The following is a 15,299-nucleotide window of genomic DNA, read 5'->3' as shown; positions in this document are numbered from 1 at the left end:
CGGCGTAGTCGCTATTTATTCAGTCCAAGTTTCGGGGCGCAGTTCACAGGCACCTTTGTGGTGGTTTTTGTTTATGCGATGTAACTCGAGGAGGCGTTCGATGGTCTATATCCCGTTTTGGTTGTTTGCTATTGCTGGCGCCGTTATCGATGCTCGTGATCGGCGGTTCCCGAATTCGTTTGCCGGCGCGTGTGCGGTGGCGGCGTTAGCGGGTGTTTGGTTCGATCTCGGTTTGAACACAGCGCTTGACCACGCAGGTCTTGCTGTCATCGTGTATCTTGCTCTCGTGCTGACTGAGTCCCTCTGGCGTCGTCTTCGCCAAACCCCGGGCATCGGCATGGGAGATGCTAAGGCACTTTTCGCGCTTTGCACGCTCGACCCTATGGGTGGCATCGTGGCATTTGCCGGCGCGCTCCTGGCCCTGGCCCTCTCCTGCCTCATCACGAAATCGCGCTCCCTGCCATTGCTCCCGTTTTTGGTGCCGATTTTTGCCATAATCGAGGTTGTGGGCTGCACTTTGTAACCGATTGCGCATCCTTCTTAAGGAGCATGCCATGGCAACTAATCAAGAAACGGCCGTCATTAAGGCGCGCATGGACCGTATTCCCTCGGCGTTGTCGCCCGAACTTTTCGAGCGCATTGCCACCGATCGTGCTTCGGGCTATGTTAACCCGTATCGTTGCAACGACGATCAGGTCATTCGTCGTATTGATCGCGCCGCCGACAAAGGCACGCTTATGCGTCCGGCGTTTATGCGCGATACCGAAAAGATACTTCATCTTCCGGCGTACACCCGTTATGCAGGCAAAACGCAGGTCTTTAGCTTCCGTAGCAATGACGATCTGTCACGCCGCGGTTTGCACGTGCAGCTTGTCTCCCGCATTGCGCGCGATATCGGTCGCGCCCTGGGGCTCAATTGCGATCTGATCGAGGCGATTGGCCTGGGCCACGACTTGGGCCACACGCCTTTCGGCCATGCCGGTGAGCGTTTTCTCAACGATATCTATCATGAGCGCACGGGTCGCTACTTTTTCCATAACGTTCAGTCGGTCCGCGTGCTCGACGCCCTGTATGGCCGCAACGTGTCGCTCCAGACGCTCGACGGCGTGCTATGCCACAACGGCGAGTACGAACAGCGTGTTTTTGAGCTTTCGGACATGGGTTCCTTTGACCAGTTCGACCGAACCGTCGAGGAATGCATTGCCACAGGCTATAGCGCGATTGAGCACCTGCGTCCCATGACGCTCGAGGGCTGTGTGGTGCGTATCTCGGATATCCTCGCCTACGTCGGTCGTGATCGTCAGGACGCCATTGCCGCGGGCCTGCTGTCGCCCGACGCTTTTGACGATGGTCGGGGCGGCGCCTATAACAGCTGGATTCTCACGCACGCTTCCATCGATATCGTTGAGCATAGCTACGGCAAACCGCGTATCGAGATGAGCGAGGACCTGTTTGAGGAGATCCGCCGAGCCAAGCGCGAGAACTACGAGAAGATCTATAGCAAGGGCGGTATCGAAGGCGATTCCGAGGAGGAGCTGCGTGAGGCGTTCGAAAAGCTCTACGACCGTTGCCTGCAGGATATAAACGAGGGTGACGAGTCCTCCTACATCTTTAAGCACCACATTTCGCGTATTGAGCAGCAGCTTTCCTATTATGGCCGCATCTATGCTTGGCAGGACGACAAGGATCAGACTGTCGTCGATTACATCGCAAGCATGACGGATGGTTATTTCTGCGAGCTGACGAGCAAATTGTTCCCAGGTCTAAAGTTTCCGCACCGCACCTATATTAACGAACGGTAGTTCGTATCCTTTCGGTATACTGTTGGTCAACAACGATTTTGATTGATGCACGGGATGGCTATGGACGACCTTTTTTCTGCTTCGACGCGCGAGCGCTCTTTTCAGAATGCCCCGCTTGCGGTGCGTATGCGCCCCAATTCGCTCGACGAGTATGTGGGCCAGCAAAAGGCCGTCGGTAAGGGCTCGTGGCTGCGCGCCGCGATTGAGCATGACGTGCTGTCGAGCGTGATTCTGTACGGCCCGGCTGGCACGGGCAAGACGACGCTGGCCCACATTATCGCCAACCATACCAAGAGCGAGTTTGTCGAGGTCAGCGCCGTGACGGGCACCGTAAAGGACTTGCGCCGCGTGATTGACGAGGCCAAGACGCGCCTGAATACGTACGACCGCCGCACCATTCTATTCATCGATGAGATTCACCGCTTCTCTAAGTCGCAGCAGGATGCCCTGCTGCATGCAGTTGAGAACCGTACCGTCATTATGATTGGCGCTACGACGGAGAATCCGTACTTCGAGGTCAACTCGGCGCTGCTCTCACGTGGTCGAGTCGTGGAGCTTGAGCATTTAAAGGACGAGGATATCGCCATGCTTATCGAGCGTGCGCTCGAGGCACCTCAGGGCCTGAACGGTAAGTTCTCGGCCGATGAGGATACGGTCAAGACCATTTGTACGCTGGCTGCGGGTGATGCACGCTCGGCCCTGACGACACTTGAGCTGGCGAGCGAGATTGCCGTCACGCGTCCCGATACGGAGGGAACGCCAGCGCCGGCGGCGGGGGAGCGCTATCCCATCACCGTGGATGACGTAAAGATTGCCAACCCGCGTCGTGGCTTTTCGTACGACAAAAACGGCGACATGCACTACGACATTATCAGTGCGTTTATTAAGTCTATGCGCGGTAGCGACCCCGATGCTACGATCTATTGGCTCGCGCGCATGATTGATGCGGGGGAGGATCCCAAGTTTATCGCTCGCCGTATTATGATTCAGGCTTCTGAGGACGTTGGCAACGCCGATCCGCAGGCGCTTTTGGTGGCGCATGCCGCGTTTAAGTCTGCCGAGGTCATTGGCTATCCCGAGTGCCGTATTAACCTGGCTCAGGCTGCACTCTATGTGTGCTTGGCGCCTAAATCCAACGCGTGTGAGGCTTCGATCGATGCGGCGCTGGCCGATATCCACAGCAGTGGTCTTCGCGAGGTGCCCAGCTACCTGCGCGATCGTCACCGTCCCGGCAGCGACGAGTACGGTGTATACAAGTACCCGCACGATTATCCCGAAGGCTGGGTCGATCAGCGCTATTTGCCCGAGGGGTTGGAGCGCGGCGCGTTCTGGCAGCCTGCCGGCCGCGGTTGGGAAGAGTGGCGTGTGGAGCAAAGCGAGCGCGACCGTAGCGGCAACGCTCCCAAGTAGGCCATTGGCGCCTCGCGCATTCCCTTTGGGTATCTTTGCCCTTCTTTGGGGTACCATGAAAAACGTCTGTATTTCGATTCCTTCGGGAGGCTTGCATGAGTCCCATTCAAATCGCCCTGCTGGTGCTCGCCGTTGCCGGCGTGTGGGCTGTTGTCGAGCTCGCGCTCACGCTGCGCAAGACTCGCACCGTCGTCGACTCGCTCGACAAGACGGTGAGTGACCTTAACAATACGCTCGCCGAGGCACAGCCTGTGGTGGCAAAGCTCGATGGCGCTGTCGATGAGCTCACCCCCGCGCTGGCACAGGTTGAGCCGCTCCTCAAGTCGAGCAAGACTGCCGTTGATGCTCTGACGTCTAACCTCGTTGAGGTTGAGGCGGTCGTTCGCGACATCTCCGAGGTCACGGGCAGCGTGGCCGAGGCCAGCAATGCCGTATCGAGCGTGACTGATTCTGCTGCTGGCGCCGTGCAGAAGCTCTTCAATAAGGTGAAGGCTCCTGCAGCCGACGCCGATCGCAAGCTCGCCGCTGCCGCCGCCGAGGCCGAGCAGCCTACTGAGCGCGTTCTGATTGGCGATGACGATGCCGCTGCTGACGACGATGATGTTCAGAAGCCCGCTGCTAAGCCCGCTCAGTATTACACTTATACGCCCGCCGAGACCTCCGAGGAGTCCTGCGATGAGTAGCGAAGCAACCTGTCCCATCACGCTGAGCGTTGCCGGTGATCCGCGTCTCGCGCGCTTGGTGCGCATGACGGCCGCCAACGTCGGCGCCCTGTGCTCTATGTCTGTCGATCGTATCGAGGACATCCGCATGGCTGCCGAGGAAGCCTTCATCTTTGGGTGCACCGCGGTCGACTGCGACGACATCACCATTCAATTTGATGTGGACGAATCTCACGTCGGCATGACCTTTACCTTTGGGGAACAGGCCACCGTCGACGAGGATGACCAGGCTGCTGTGTATGCCGAGCTCATTCTTGCAAGCGTGTGCGATTCCTACGAAAAGACTGCGGCGCCCCTAACGCTTTCCCTCGACCTCAAGGCGGATATCTAATATGACCGAACGTTCCCGGAGCGGCAAAACCGCTTGGGACAAGGAGAAAACCCGCGAGCTGTTTCGTCGTTATAAGGAGACCGGTGATCCGGATGCTCGCGAGCAGCTCGTTATGTCCCATATGAACCTGGTAAGGTTTCTTGCCAACAAATTTAAAAACCGCGGTGAGCCGCTCGATGACCTTTTGCAGGTCGGCTATCTGGGCTTGCTCAAGGCTATCGACCGCTTTGACCCTGAACGCGGACTTGAGTTCACGACGTTTGCCACGCCCACCATCCTGGGCGAGATTAAGCGCCACTTCCGCGACAAGGGCTGGAGCGTGCGCGTGCCCCGACGTTTGCAGGAGCTCTCGGCCAAGGTCAACCAGGCTACCGATAAGCTCACCAACGAGCTACAGCGTTCGCCCAAGGTTGAGGAAATCGCCGAATACCTCGACGTGACTGTCGACGAGGTGCTCGAAGCCATGGAATCGTCCTCGGCCTACACCTCGGTGCCCATCGAGGCTCCTGGCGCGTCCGATTCCGACGATGCGCCTTCGATTCTTGACCGCTATGCCGACGAGGACAATGAGCTCGACTTTACCGATGACCGCCTGGTAATCGAGGAAGCCATCCGCGATTTCTCGCCTCGCGAGCGCGAGGTTATCGAGTTGCGCTTCGTAAAGGGCATGACCCAGATCGAGATCGCCAAGAAGCTGGGCATCTCGCAGGTGCAGGTCTCGCGCCTGCTGCGCCGTACCCTTAAGAAGATTCAAGATAAGATCGACCCCGACGGAGTGATGATTCGTTCATGAGTGAGCACCCCCAACAAATCGACCGCACGCTTCGCGATACCCGCATTCTGACGCTGCGCATTTGGGGCGTCGTCGGCTGCATTGTCATCGCTGCCGTAATCTTTAACCTTATGGGCATCCTGGCACCGGTCATCGAGTTTCTCGCTGTCGGTTCCATCATCGCTTTTGTGATGTCTCCGATCACCAACTGGCTCGAGCATCACGGCGTCGGACGTGGCCTCGGTTCGCTCATCGCACTCATTGTGGTTGTTGCCGTGCTCGTCGGCGTCGTCTGCATCCTATCGCCTATTTTGCTCGGTCAAATCATGGAAGTCCTGAGCCGCCTGCCCGAGCAGCTTCGTGTTGCGGGTGGTGATCTCAACGAGATGCTCTCGCACGCTAAGACGCTCAACAACACGCCGCTCAAGGAGTATCTGGACGACAATCTTTCTTCGTTGGTTACCGTAGCGTCCAAGTACGTCTCGCAAATCGCTGCTGAGCTCGGCCGCGGTGTGTTTCCGCTCATTACCAACACGGCCTCGCAGCTGTTCGTCATCTTCCTGGGTCTGGTGCTTGCCTACTGGCTTGCCTGCGATTATCCCCGCATGCACCACGAGGTCTGCACCATCATCGGGCAGGAAAAGGAGACCTCGTACCGCTTTATGGTGGCCATCCTTTCGCGTTCGGTCGGCGGCTACATGCGTGGCATGGTCATCACATCGATCTGTGGCGGTTTTCTTGCCTTTATTGGTTTTACGATCATCGGCCATCCGTATGCAGCACTCATGGCCATCTTCACCGGCATTATGCACCTGGTTCCGGTTGTCGGTCCCTGGGTGAGTGCGGCGATCGCCACGGTGCTCGGTTTCATGTTCAGCCCCATGTTGGCGTTGTGGACGCTCATCGTGACGATGGTCGCGCAAAACGTCACCGATAACGTGATTTCGCCCAAGGTCATGCAGAGCTCGGTGCAGGTGCATCCCATCATGAGCCTCACGGCGCTCGTTATTGGGTCGGCGCTCATGGGTCCCATTGGCATGATCATTGCCATTCCGCTGTGCGCAGCCCTCAAGGGCATTTTCGTCTACTACTTTGAGAACGAGACCGGCCGCCAGCTTGTGGCCTATGACGGCGCCGTGTTTAAGGGCACGCCGTACCGCGATGCCGATGGCAACCCGGTCGCCGCCTACGACGCGCTCGGCGACGACACCTTCATCTACGAGTCCGAGCTCATCGGCAACGAGACCGCGCCCGAGGCCAAGGCTATGCCCAAGCCCGAGCTCGATAATCCCTGGATCAAGCTCTCGGGTCTGCAACCCGATGCCACGGGCTTTTTCAAGAACCCCTTCGCCAAGGATGATGATTCCAACACGGATGACGACACCAAAACCGGCATCGACGGCTCCATGGACGATGACGACAAGTAGCGGGGTAATTCGGGCTAACATTCATACGCGCTAACATGCAATTTCGCTGAAGGGCCGGCATTGTGCCGGCCCTCTTTTTTGCACAGGCGCGGTGGGATGGTAATATCGTTACGTTTGAACTGTTTCGATGTGAAACCGAGGAGATTCCCTCTATGAGTGCTGACTACCCGTCAATGACTACGGCCGAGATTCGCTCTAAGTTCCTCAACTTCTTTGAGGAGCGCGGTCTTAAGCTCTATCCTTCTTCGTCCCTCGTCCCCGACGATCCTTCGCTGCTGCTTGCCAACGCCGGCATGAACCAGTTTAAGGAGTACTACCAGGGCAAGAAGACCATGAAGGAGATCGGCGCGATCTCCTGCCAGAAGTGCGTCCGCACCAACGACATCGATTGCATCGGCGAGGACGGCCGTCACCTGTCCTTCTTTGAGATGCTCGGCGACTTCTCCTTTGGCGGCGTCTCCAAGCAGCAGGCCTGCGCTTGGGCCTTTGAGCTCATCACCAAGGAGTTCAAGCTGCCGCTCGATCGCCTGTACTTCACCGTCTTTACCGAGGACGACGAGACCCATGACGTATGGCGCTCCCTGGGCGTTGCCGAGGACCACATCTCCCGCTTGGGCGAGGACGACAACTTCTGGGCTGCTGGCCCCACCGGCCCCTGCGGTCCGTGCTCCGAGATCTACTTTGACATGGGCGAGGAGGTCGGTTGCGGCAGCCCCGACTGCAAGCCTGGCTGCGACTGCGATCGCTTCCTTGAGTTCTGGAACCTCGTGTTTACCCAGTACGACCGCCAAGAGGATGGCTCCATGCCGGAGCTGCCGCACCGCAACCTCGATACGGGCATGGGTCTGGAGCGCATGGCCGCCATCATGCAGCACAAGACCGCTAACTACGACGGCGATCTGATGCAGCACCTCATCAAGCTGGGCGAGAAGATCAGCGGCAAGACCTATGACGCCGACGATTATTCCGGTGCCAGCCGCTCCCTGCGCATCATCGCGGATCACTCCCGTGCCGTTGACTTTATGATCTCGGACGGCATTCTCCCCGGTAACGAGGGTCGCGAGTATGTTCTTCGCCGCCTGCTCCGCCGCGCCGTGTTCCACGGTCGTCTGCTGGGCATCGAGGGCGCCTTCCTGACCAAGTTCATCGACGAGGTCAACGCTCAGATGGGCGAGGCCTATCCCGAGCTGCTCAAGAACGTCGCGCTCGTTAAGGGCATCGTCGCCTCCGAGGAGGAGCGTTTCTCCACGACGCTCGACAACGGCCGCGTCTACCTGGATGAGGCTCTGGCCGCGCTTGCCGAGGGTGCTGTCCTTCCGGGCGACGTCGCCTTTAAGCTGCATGACACCTTTGGTTTCCCCATTGACCTGACCGTCGAGATTGCCGGCGTCGCTGGCCACGACGTCGACATGGACGGCTTTACCGCCTGCATGGAGGACCAGAAGGCCCGCGCTCGCGCCAACGCCAAGGGCGACGCCTGGGGCAGCTTCAACGACGTGTGGGTCGAGCTTTCGGACAAGGTCGCTGCGACCGAGTTCGACGGCTATTACAACGATGTGATCGAGGATGCCAAAGTTGTCGCTATCGTTCGCAACGGTGAGTCCGTCGAGTCCGCCGCTGCGGGCGAGGATGTCGAGGTTGTTCTCGACCGCACCCCGTTCTACGCCGAGATGGGCGGCCAGCAGGGTGACGCCGGCGAGCTTTCCGCCGAGGGCGTTGCGCTGACCGTTTCCGATACCAAGAACCACAACGGCCTGTATGCTCACGTCGCCCACGTCACCGAGGGTACGCTGACCGTCGGTACTACCGTGACCGCCGCGCTCGACGCCGAGCGCCGTGGCTTCCTGCGTCGCAACCACACCGCCACGCACCTGCTCGACGCCGCGCTTAAGCAGGTCCTGGGCGAGCATGTCTCCCAGGCCGGCTCGCTGGTGACGCCTGAGCACCTGCGCTTTGACTTCACGCACTTCGAGGCCCTGTCCTCCGAGCAGCTCAAGGCTGTCGAGGACCTGGTCAACCAGCAGATCTTCGCCTCCAAGCCGGTCGTGACCCGCGTCATGGGCATCGACGAGGCCAAGGCCGCCGGTGCTGTCGCCCTGTTTGGCGAGAAGTATGGCGACGTCGTCCGCGTTGTCTCCGTGGGCGCCGAGGACCAGCCGTTCTCCCGTGAGCTCTGCGGTGGTACGCATGCCGCCAACACCGCCGAGATCGGCCTGTTCAAGATTATCTCCGAGTCCTCCACGGGCTCGAATGTCCGCCGTATCGAGGCCGTGACCTCCAAGGGCGCTCTCGACTACATGGCCGACCGCCTGGCGCTCGTTGACGCCGCTGCCGCTGCGCTCAAGTGCCGTGTTGACGAGGTTCCCGCCCGCGTGGAGAACCTGCAGGCCGAGCTGCGCGAGACTTCCAACAAGCTCAAGAAGGCACTCACCGGCGGCTCCTCCGATGCGATTTCCAGCGCCATCGAAGGCGCTGTCGAGCTGAATGGCTACAAGCTCGTTGTCGCTGAGCTCCAGGGTCTCGAGGCCGCAGACCTGCGCAACGTCTGGGATAGCGTGCACCAGAAGGTTGCCGGCCCCGTCGCTTGCGTCGTCGCCAGCGTGACCGAGAAGGGCACCCCGGCCCTGCTCGCCGCCGGCTCCGATGACGCCGTCAAGGCCGGTTTCCATGCCGGCAACGTGATCAAGCAGATTGCGGGCCTGGTCGATGGTCGCGGTGGCGGTCGTCCCAACATGGCCCAGGCCGGTGGCAAGAATGCTGCCGGTATCGCCGATGCCCTCGCGGCCGCCAAGACCGCGCTCGGCGCCTAAGAACCTAAGTAGTCGCTGTGGTCGCGCTTGCGCTGGACATAGGGGAGACCAGGATCGGCATCGCCGTCTCGAGCCGTGATGGCAAGATGGCGATGCCTGTCAAGGTGCTCCCGGCTGCAGAGGTCACCGGTATGGCCAAGACGTTCCGCTACCTGGTCGAGGACTATGAGCCCGATATCCTGGTAAGTGGGCGTCCCCTGACCATGGCCGGTGAGCCCGGTCCCCAGGCCGAGCGCGTTGCCGCTGTTGCGCAAAAGATTGCCGACGAGCTCGATCTTCCGTTGGAGTTTGAGGACGAGCGCCTGTCCTCGCAAGAGGCAAAGCGTATCCTGCGCGAGCAGGGCCTTAACGAAAAGCAGATGAGGGGCAAGATTGACATGATTGCCGCCAGCCTGTTTTTGCAGACGTGGCTTGATCGTAAAAACGAGGAGGTTTCGCATGCCTAGCGCTCCCGATCCGCGCCAGCCGAATTGTACACGTCAGTCGGCGTCGCGCCCTGCCCAGCCTGGCCAGCGTCCGGCACAGCCGACCCAGCGCGCAGCTCAGTCTGCCGCGCGCCCGGTGCAGTCCTCCTCTCGTTCGGCCCAACCTGTTCAACGGACGGGTCAGCAGCCTTCTGCTCGTTCGGTTCAGTATCCGGCTTCTCACGCGGCTCAGCAGCCCACTGCTCGTTCGGCTCAGCCTGCAGGCGGTGCTCGCTTTAAGCAACAGGCACCTACCCAGCGAACGCAGGCCCCCCAATCGCATTCGCATCACGCTCGCGGTTCGCATGGCGTTGCTCCGGCGACTCGCTCGAGCTACAACACGCATGCTCGTCGCGGTGCTCAAAAGAAGAGTTCTCCGGTTCCTATGATCATCGGCGTTGTGGTGGCCGTAATCGCGCTTGCTACTATCGCTTTCTTTGTCGTGCCTGCCGTCAAGGGCTTCTTTGCCGGTGAGGATACGAAGGTCGCTGCTGGCCAGCAAGTTACGGTGACCATTCCCGACGGTGCTTCGGGCGATACGATCGCCTCGATTCTCTCCGAGAACCATATCGTCGAAAATCCCAAGGATTACTACGCGGCGGTGAAAAAGCTTAACGCCGATATGTCGCTTAAGCCTGGCACCTACTCGTTCACCACACTCATGGATGCGACCAAGGTTGTTCAGCAGCTCATGGAAGGCCCCAACGCGGGCTCCAATGCGCTGACTATCCCTGAGGGTCTGACAGTCGATCAAGTCGCCGACCGCGTGGCCCAGGCCTACGACAGCATCTCTAAGGAAGACTTCCTCAACCAGGCCAAGGCCTCCAACTACGTGGACGACTATAGCTTCCTTAAGGGCGCCGCCAACGACTCGCTCGGGGGTTTCTTGTTCCCCAAGACCTATTCGTTGGGTGATTCGCCGACGGCCGATGACGTGATTCGCGCCATGCTCGATCAGTTTAAGACCGAGTACAAGTCGCTTGACTTTGCGAGCTGCGAAGCCAAGATCAAGGAGCGCTACGGTGTGGAGATGTCCGACTACGACATCGTCAACTTGGCCTCTATCGTTGAGCGCGAGGGCCTCAACGCCGATCAACGTGCGCACGTGGCCTCGGTTTTCTACAACCGCCTTGCCGGCAAGCTCGACGGTCTGCGCTATCTCAACAGCGATGCGACCATGATGTATGTCACCGGTGGCGAGGTTACCGCCGACGACCTGCAGAGCGATAGCCCGTATAACACCTATAAGCACGAGGGCCTGCCGCCCACGCCCATCTGCTCTCCGTCGCTCGAGGCACTCAAGGCCACGCTTGAGCCGACCGACTCCGATGACCTGTATTTCTACATTACACAGGACGAGGAGTACTTCTCGCAAACCTACGAAGAGCATCAACTGTCTTGGAATTAGCATGAGGATTTTTAGCCCCAAACGATACGTTGCCTCGGTCGATCGCATCGACCTTGATACCCTGTGGGCCGACGGCAAACGCGCCATTCTGCTCGATCGCGATAACACTCTGGTGCCGCGCGACACCGAGCAGGTTCCCGCTGCGGTTTCCGCTTGGCTCGACGCCGCCCGCGCCAAAGGCTTTAAGCTGTGCATGGTGTCCAACAACTGGCATCGCGATCAGGTCATGAGCTCTGCACGCGAGCTGGGACTCGAGGCCATCAGCCACGCCATGAAGCCGGCGCCGTTTGCCTTGAAGGCGGGTCTTAAGCGCCTCGGCGCCACGGCAGACGAGGCGGTGCTGGTCGGCGATCAGCTGTACACGGACGTTTGGAGCGGTAACTTTGCCGGCGTTGACACTATTCTGGTCAAGCCGCAGGCAACCCAGGACCTGTGGTACACGCAGATCTTCCGTATCTTTGAGCGCCGGGCCCTGCGCGACCTTCCCTGCGAGGAATAGGTTTCGCCATGTCTCAGCACATCAAACACGGCTGCGACCATATCTTCTTTATCGGCTTTTTGGGCGCGGGCAAGTCGACGCTTGCGCGCAATGTGGGCACTATGTTCAAGCGTCGATTCATCGATACCGATCGCTTGGTTGTGCGTCGATGCGGCAAGTCGGTGACCGAGATATTTGAGACCGAGGGCGAGGATCGTTTTCGCGAGCTCGAGACCTCGGCACTCCGTTCGCTTCAAAGCGAACGCAGCCTGCTGGTATCGTGCGGGGGCGGCATCGTCGAGACGCCGGTGAATATTGAGCTGATGCACGAGATGGGTACCTGTGTGTACCTCGAAGGCGACTTTGAGGACTCGTTGCGCCAGATTCGTCGCTCCGATACCCGGCCCGATTTCCGCTCGCCCGAGCACGCTGCGCGCTTGTTTGAGCATCGCCGTCCGCTGTATCGCCAGGCGGCCGATATTACCCTTGATATTCGCAACAAGTCCTTCGAGGACGTTTCCTACCTTTGTGCCGAGATGCTTTTGGAGCGTGGACTGCTATGATTCGCCGTCAACTTATCAATTTCCAAAACCGCAGTGTCGATGTCCGCGTCGGATTGGGGGCGTTCGAGGAGCTTTCGCGCATGTTTGCCTCGGCTGTGGGCAAGCCTAAGCGTGCGATGGTGGTTTGGAACGACGCCACATCCGAGCGTTTTGGCGAGGTTGTCGAGCATGCACTTGTTGACGCCGGTTTTGCCGTGTCGCCGCTCGTCCTCGAGGTTTCGCCTGCCGGTGCTACGCTGGTCGATGCCGATACCGTCTTTGGCGCGCTGTCGGCTAACGGCATTACCTGCGATGATCTCGTTGTCGCTGTCGGCGACACGGCGACCTGCTCGGTTGTTTGCTGGTGCGCCAATCAGTGGTGCGGTCGCACCGAGTGCGCCTTGCTGCCGACGACGTTCGACGCCATGCTCACGGTCGCGACGACCATGAAGCCGCTTGTTGCCTCGTCGGCGCATGCGCTTCCCGCTATCGCGTTCCGTCCCGAGCCGGGCTTGGTCGTGTGTGACCTCGACCTTGTACGCGAGGCGGACCCCGAGGACCTCAAGCTCGGCTATGCGGTACTTGTTGGCACCATGCTTTCGAGCAGCAAGTCCCGCTGGAATCAGTTTACCGAGACCATTCCCGAGATTCTCGCGGGCGAGGAGGTCGCGCTCGTCAATGCCGTTCAGTGGTCTCAGACTGCCCGTAAGGACGTACTGATGGCCACGAACCCGAGCGCCCGCCATGCGCTCGATTTTGGCAAGACAGGGGGGCGTACTCTGCGCGTCTGCCTGGGCAAAGCCGCGGCGCAGGTGCCTGCCTACCAGCTGTTGTCCGAGGGCATGCGCTTTGAGGCGCGCCTAGCACATGATGCCTGCGACTTCGATATCGATTACGTCTTTGAGGTCGATGACTGCCTGGAGGACTTTGGTATCGAGGAGCTTGCCTTCGATCTGGAGCCTGCCGCATATATCGAGGAGTTCCGCAGGCAGCAGTTTGTCCGCTCGAACCGCAGCATGTTGCCGCTGCCCGCGGCGCTCGGCGCCATTCGTCTAACGAGCGTTGAGGACGAGGTTCTCGACCGCCATGCTCACGCATACTTGGCTTCTCGCAACGAACTTCTCTAGGATTTATTGACATCCATCGTCTTTCGTATCATGTTGAGGGGCGGGTTTCCAATCGGTTGCGAATCGCTCGCGATTCCGTACGTTGATTGAGCCCGTCCCGTCTTTATGAAGACAACAAGAAAGGAATCTGCATGTCTGAGTTTGCTGCCGGTCCTGCCGGTCGTATCGAGCGTGTCCGTGCCCTGATGGTTGAGCGCGGCTACGACGCTATCGTGGTGCGCGACGAGGCCAACCTTCGTTGGCTTACGGGCGTCAAGGGCGTCTTCGATTACACCTTCGAGTTCCCGCACGCTGCGTTTATTACGGCTGACCAGTGCCTGTTCCATACCGACTCGCGCTATCTCAACAGCTTTGAGGAGAACACGCCCGCCGGCAGCCCCTGGGTCTACGACATGGACGAGGGCACCATCCCCGGCTGGGTCGCCGGCAAGATCGCGGCCAACAAGTGCCGCGTCTGCGCTGTCGAGGACGACATGCAGATCAATTTCTACCAGGGTATTCAGCGTGGCCTGGAGGACCGCTCCGTTGCCTGCATGCTGCCGCTGATGCATGACGACATCCGTAAGATGCGCGCCATCAAGGACGCCGAGGAGATCGAGCTCATGCGCCACGCGCAGTCGATCACCGACGCCGCCTTCCAGCACATGCTCGGCTATATTAAGCCCGGTATGACTGAGAAACAGGTCCGCAACGAGCTCGAGAACTTTATGTTCGCTAACGGTGCCGATAGCCTGGCCTTTGGCTCCATCGTCGCGAGCGGTCCCAACACCGCCAACCCGCATGCCGTCCCGAGCGACCGCGTGATCGAGAAGGGCGACTTCGTTCTCATGGATTATGGCGCGGGTTACTGCGACTATCGCTCCGACATGACTCGTACCGTCGTGATGGGCGAGCCCACGTCCGAACAGCTCGACCTGTACGCGCTCGTGCGCCGTACGCACGAGGAATGCGTCGCCGCAATCCATCCGGGCGTCGAGGGCAACGACATTTTCAAGCTTTCCAAGAAGATCATCGGCGATGCCGGCTATGGTGATTACTACAACCATGGTCTGGGCCACGGCGTGGGCATTGACATCCACGAGCTGCCCAACTTCAACCGCAGCAAGAATATCATCGAGGTCGGCTCGGTTATCACCATGGAGCCCGGCGTCTACCTGCCCGGCGTGGGCGGCGTGCGTCTGGAGGACTACGGCGTGGTCACCGAGAACGGCTACGAGCCCTTCACCAAGACGCCGCATGACCTTCACGTCATCGATTGCTAGTCTACTTCGGTAGATAGTTTGGGGCGGGGCCTCCGGAGCAATTCGGACGCCCCGCGTTCTCTTTTTATGCGCTCGCTGCAGGCGCCGTCTGCAAGTGTATAATTTCGCTCGTATGTAATTTGGACGCTTGTGCGTTCTGCCCATAACAAGAAAGGTCGCTATGCCTACCATTTCTACCGCCGACTTCAAGAACGGCCTCGGTCTCCGCATTAAGGACAAGGTCTACACCATCGTCGAGTTCCAGCATGTCAAGCCGGGCAAGGGCGGCGCGTTTGTGCGCTACAAGACCCGCGACATCAAGAGCGGCCGCGTCGTCGAGAACACCTGCAACGCCGGCACCAAGTTCGAGAGCGTCATGCTCACCACCCGTGAGTTCCAGTACCTCTACAACGATGGCACCGACTACATCTTCATGGACAACGAATCCTATGAGCAGGTTCCCGTTCCCGAGGACATGGTGGGCGAGAACTCCAAGTGGCTGCGCGAGAACGACATCTGCCAGCTGCTCTTCGCCGACGATGAGCTCATGGGCGTGACTCCGCCGATGTTCATCGAGACCACCATCGTCCAGACCGACCCGGGCTTTAAGGGCGACACCGTCCAGGGTTCCACCAAGCCGGCCACGATCGACACCGGCGCTGTCATCCAGGTCCCCATGTACCTCAACGAGGGCGAGGTCATCAAGGTTGACACCCGCGACGGCAAGTTCGTCTCCCGCGTCTAGCAACCAACTCTTCTAGGAGG

At 59.6% G+C, this 15,299-nt stretch carries 15 protein-coding genes; all 15 read left to right on the top strand.

Going from position 1 to position 15,299, the window contains the following annotated elements:
* Window positions 1-100: 100 nt before the first annotated feature.
* The 15 genes from DW233_RS02065 to efp all read left to right on the top strand — a co-directional run bounded on the left by DW233_RS02065 (window position 101) and on the right by efp (window position 15,279).
* Window positions 101-523: a prepilin peptidase gene (locus DW233_RS02065; RefSeq protein WP_158567784.1), complete on the top strand. Its 423-nt coding sequence runs from the start codon at window positions 101-103 to the stop codon at window positions 521-523.
* 31 nt (window positions 524-554) lie between these two features.
* Window positions 555-1,802, top strand: a complete 1,248-nt coding sequence (locus DW233_RS02060; protein ID WP_118266440.1) for a deoxyguanosinetriphosphate triphosphohydrolase family protein — start codon at window positions 555-557, stop codon at window positions 1,800-1,802.
* A 60-nt stretch (window positions 1,803-1,862) separates the two neighbouring features.
* A complete protein-coding gene (locus tag DW233_RS02055) occupies window positions 1,863-3,212 on the top strand; it encodes a replication-associated recombination protein A (RefSeq protein ID WP_197032187.1) in 1,350 nt (449 codons plus the stop codon).
* Window positions 3,213-3,307: 95 nt separating this feature from the next.
* On the top strand, window positions 3,308-3,895 hold the full coding sequence (locus tag DW233_RS02050) for a hypothetical protein (RefSeq protein ID WP_117776908.1): 588 nt from the start codon (window positions 3,308-3,310) through the stop codon (window positions 3,893-3,895).
* Window positions 3,888-4,265, top strand: coding sequence for an ATP-binding protein (locus tag DW233_RS02045; RefSeq protein WP_117776907.1), 378 nt, complete (start codon window positions 3,888-3,890; stop codon window positions 4,263-4,265). The genes DW233_RS02050 and DW233_RS02045 overlap by 8 nt, the downstream gene beginning before the upstream one ends.
* 1 nt (window position 4,266) lies before the next feature.
* Complete coding sequence (locus DW233_RS02040; RefSeq protein ID WP_118266439.1) at window positions 4,267-5,058, top strand: RNA polymerase sigma factor SigF; 792 nt, start codon at window positions 4,267-4,269, stop codon at window positions 5,056-5,058.
* Window positions 5,055-6,464 carry an AI-2E family transporter gene (locus DW233_RS02035; protein ID WP_118266437.1) on the top strand — a complete coding sequence of 470 codons (1,410 nt, stop codon included), beginning with the start codon at window positions 5,055-5,057 and terminating at the stop codon, window positions 6,462-6,464. The genes DW233_RS02040 and DW233_RS02035 overlap by 4 nt, the downstream gene beginning before the upstream one ends.
* Before the next feature lie 152 nt (window positions 6,465-6,616).
* A complete protein-coding gene (alaS, locus tag DW233_RS02030; RefSeq protein WP_118266436.1) occupies window positions 6,617-9,274 on the top strand; it encodes an alanine--tRNA ligase in 2,658 nt (885 codons plus the stop codon).
* Window positions 9,275-9,291: 17 nt separating this feature from the next.
* On the top strand, window positions 9,292-9,720 hold the full coding sequence (ruvX, locus tag DW233_RS02025) for a Holliday junction resolvase RuvX (protein ID WP_035138185.1): 429 nt from the start codon (window positions 9,292-9,294) through the stop codon (window positions 9,718-9,720).
* Window positions 9,713-11,146 carry an endolytic transglycosylase MltG gene (mltG, locus tag DW233_RS02020; protein ID WP_233547905.1) on the top strand — a complete coding sequence of 478 codons (1,434 nt, stop codon included), beginning with the start codon at window positions 9,713-9,715 and terminating at the stop codon, window positions 11,144-11,146. The genes ruvX and mltG overlap by 8 nt, the downstream gene beginning before the upstream one ends.
* 1 nt (window position 11,147) lies before the next feature.
* Window positions 11,148-11,645 (top strand): YqeG family HAD IIIA-type phosphatase, encoded by a 498-nt coding sequence (locus DW233_RS02015; RefSeq protein ID WP_118266432.1) that lies wholly within the window; start codon window positions 11,148-11,150, stop codon window positions 11,643-11,645.
* A gap of 8 nt (window positions 11,646-11,653) precedes the next feature.
* Complete coding sequence (locus DW233_RS02010) at window positions 11,654-12,187, top strand: shikimate kinase (protein WP_099431675.1); 534 nt, start codon at window positions 11,654-11,656, stop codon at window positions 12,185-12,187.
* Complete coding sequence (locus DW233_RS02005) at window positions 12,184-13,293, top strand: hypothetical protein (protein WP_118266431.1); 1,110 nt, start codon at window positions 12,184-12,186, stop codon at window positions 13,291-13,293. The genes DW233_RS02010 and DW233_RS02005 overlap by 4 nt, the downstream gene beginning before the upstream one ends.
* A 131-nt stretch (window positions 13,294-13,424) precedes the next feature.
* Window positions 13,425-14,555, top strand: a complete 1,131-nt coding sequence (locus DW233_RS02000; RefSeq protein WP_117842478.1) for a Xaa-Pro peptidase family protein — start codon at window positions 13,425-13,427, stop codon at window positions 14,553-14,555.
* 160 nt (window positions 14,556-14,715) lie between these two features.
* Complete coding sequence (efp, locus tag DW233_RS01995) at window positions 14,716-15,279, top strand: elongation factor P (protein WP_006233983.1); 564 nt, start codon at window positions 14,716-14,718, stop codon at window positions 15,277-15,279.
* Window positions 15,280-15,299: the final 20 nt, after the last annotated feature.

The organism is Collinsella sp. AM20-15AC (assembly GCF_003471405.1).
Taxonomy (GTDB): domain Bacteria; phylum Actinomycetota; class Coriobacteriia; order Coriobacteriales; family Coriobacteriaceae; genus Collinsella.
This window is presented reverse-complemented; position numbering and strand designations above follow the sequence as displayed.

Bases quoted from the DNA above. Each gene is read 5' to 3' on its own strand.
- DW233_RS02040 (WP_118266439.1), top strand. From the start codon at position 4,267: ATGACCGAACGTTCCCGGAGCGGCAAAACCGCTTGGGACAAGGAGAAA.
- alaS (WP_118266436.1), top strand. From the start codon at position 6,617: ATGAGTGCTGACTACCCGTCAATGACTACGGCCGAGATTCGCTCTAAG.
- efp (WP_006233983.1), top strand. From the start codon at position 14,716: ATGCCTACCATTTCTACCGCCGACTTCAAGAACGGCCTCGGTCTCCGC.
- DW233_RS02050 (WP_117776908.1), top strand. From the start codon at position 3,308: ATGAGTCCCATTCAAATCGCCCTGCTGGTGCTCGCCGTTGCCGGCGTG.
- DW233_RS02015 (WP_118266432.1), top strand. From the start codon at position 11,148: ATGAGGATTTTTAGCCCCAAACGATACGTTGCCTCGGTCGATCGCATC.
- mltG (WP_233547905.1), top strand. From the start codon at position 9,713: ATGCCTAGCGCTCCCGATCCGCGCCAGCCGAATTGTACACGTCAGTCG.
- DW233_RS02035 (WP_118266437.1), top strand. From the start codon at position 5,055: ATGAGTGAGCACCCCCAACAAATCGACCGCACGCTTCGCGATACCCGC.
- DW233_RS02000 (WP_117842478.1), top strand. From the start codon at position 13,425: ATGTCTGAGTTTGCTGCCGGTCCTGCCGGTCGTATCGAGCGTGTCCGT.
- DW233_RS02005 (WP_118266431.1), top strand. From the start codon at position 12,184: ATGATTCGCCGTCAACTTATCAATTTCCAAAACCGCAGTGTCGATGTC.
- DW233_RS02065 (WP_158567784.1), top strand. From the start codon at position 101: ATGGTCTATATCCCGTTTTGGTTGTTTGCTATTGCTGGCGCCGTTATC.
- DW233_RS02055 (WP_197032187.1), top strand. From the start codon at position 1,863: ATGGACGACCTTTTTTCTGCTTCGACGCGCGAGCGCTCTTTTCAGAAT.
- DW233_RS02060 (WP_118266440.1), top strand. From the start codon at position 555: ATGGCAACTAATCAAGAAACGGCCGTCATTAAGGCGCGCATGGACCGT.
- DW233_RS02010 (WP_099431675.1), top strand. From the start codon at position 11,654: ATGTCTCAGCACATCAAACACGGCTGCGACCATATCTTCTTTATCGGC.
- DW233_RS02045 (WP_117776907.1), top strand. From the start codon at position 3,888: ATGAGTAGCGAAGCAACCTGTCCCATCACGCTGAGCGTTGCCGGTGAT.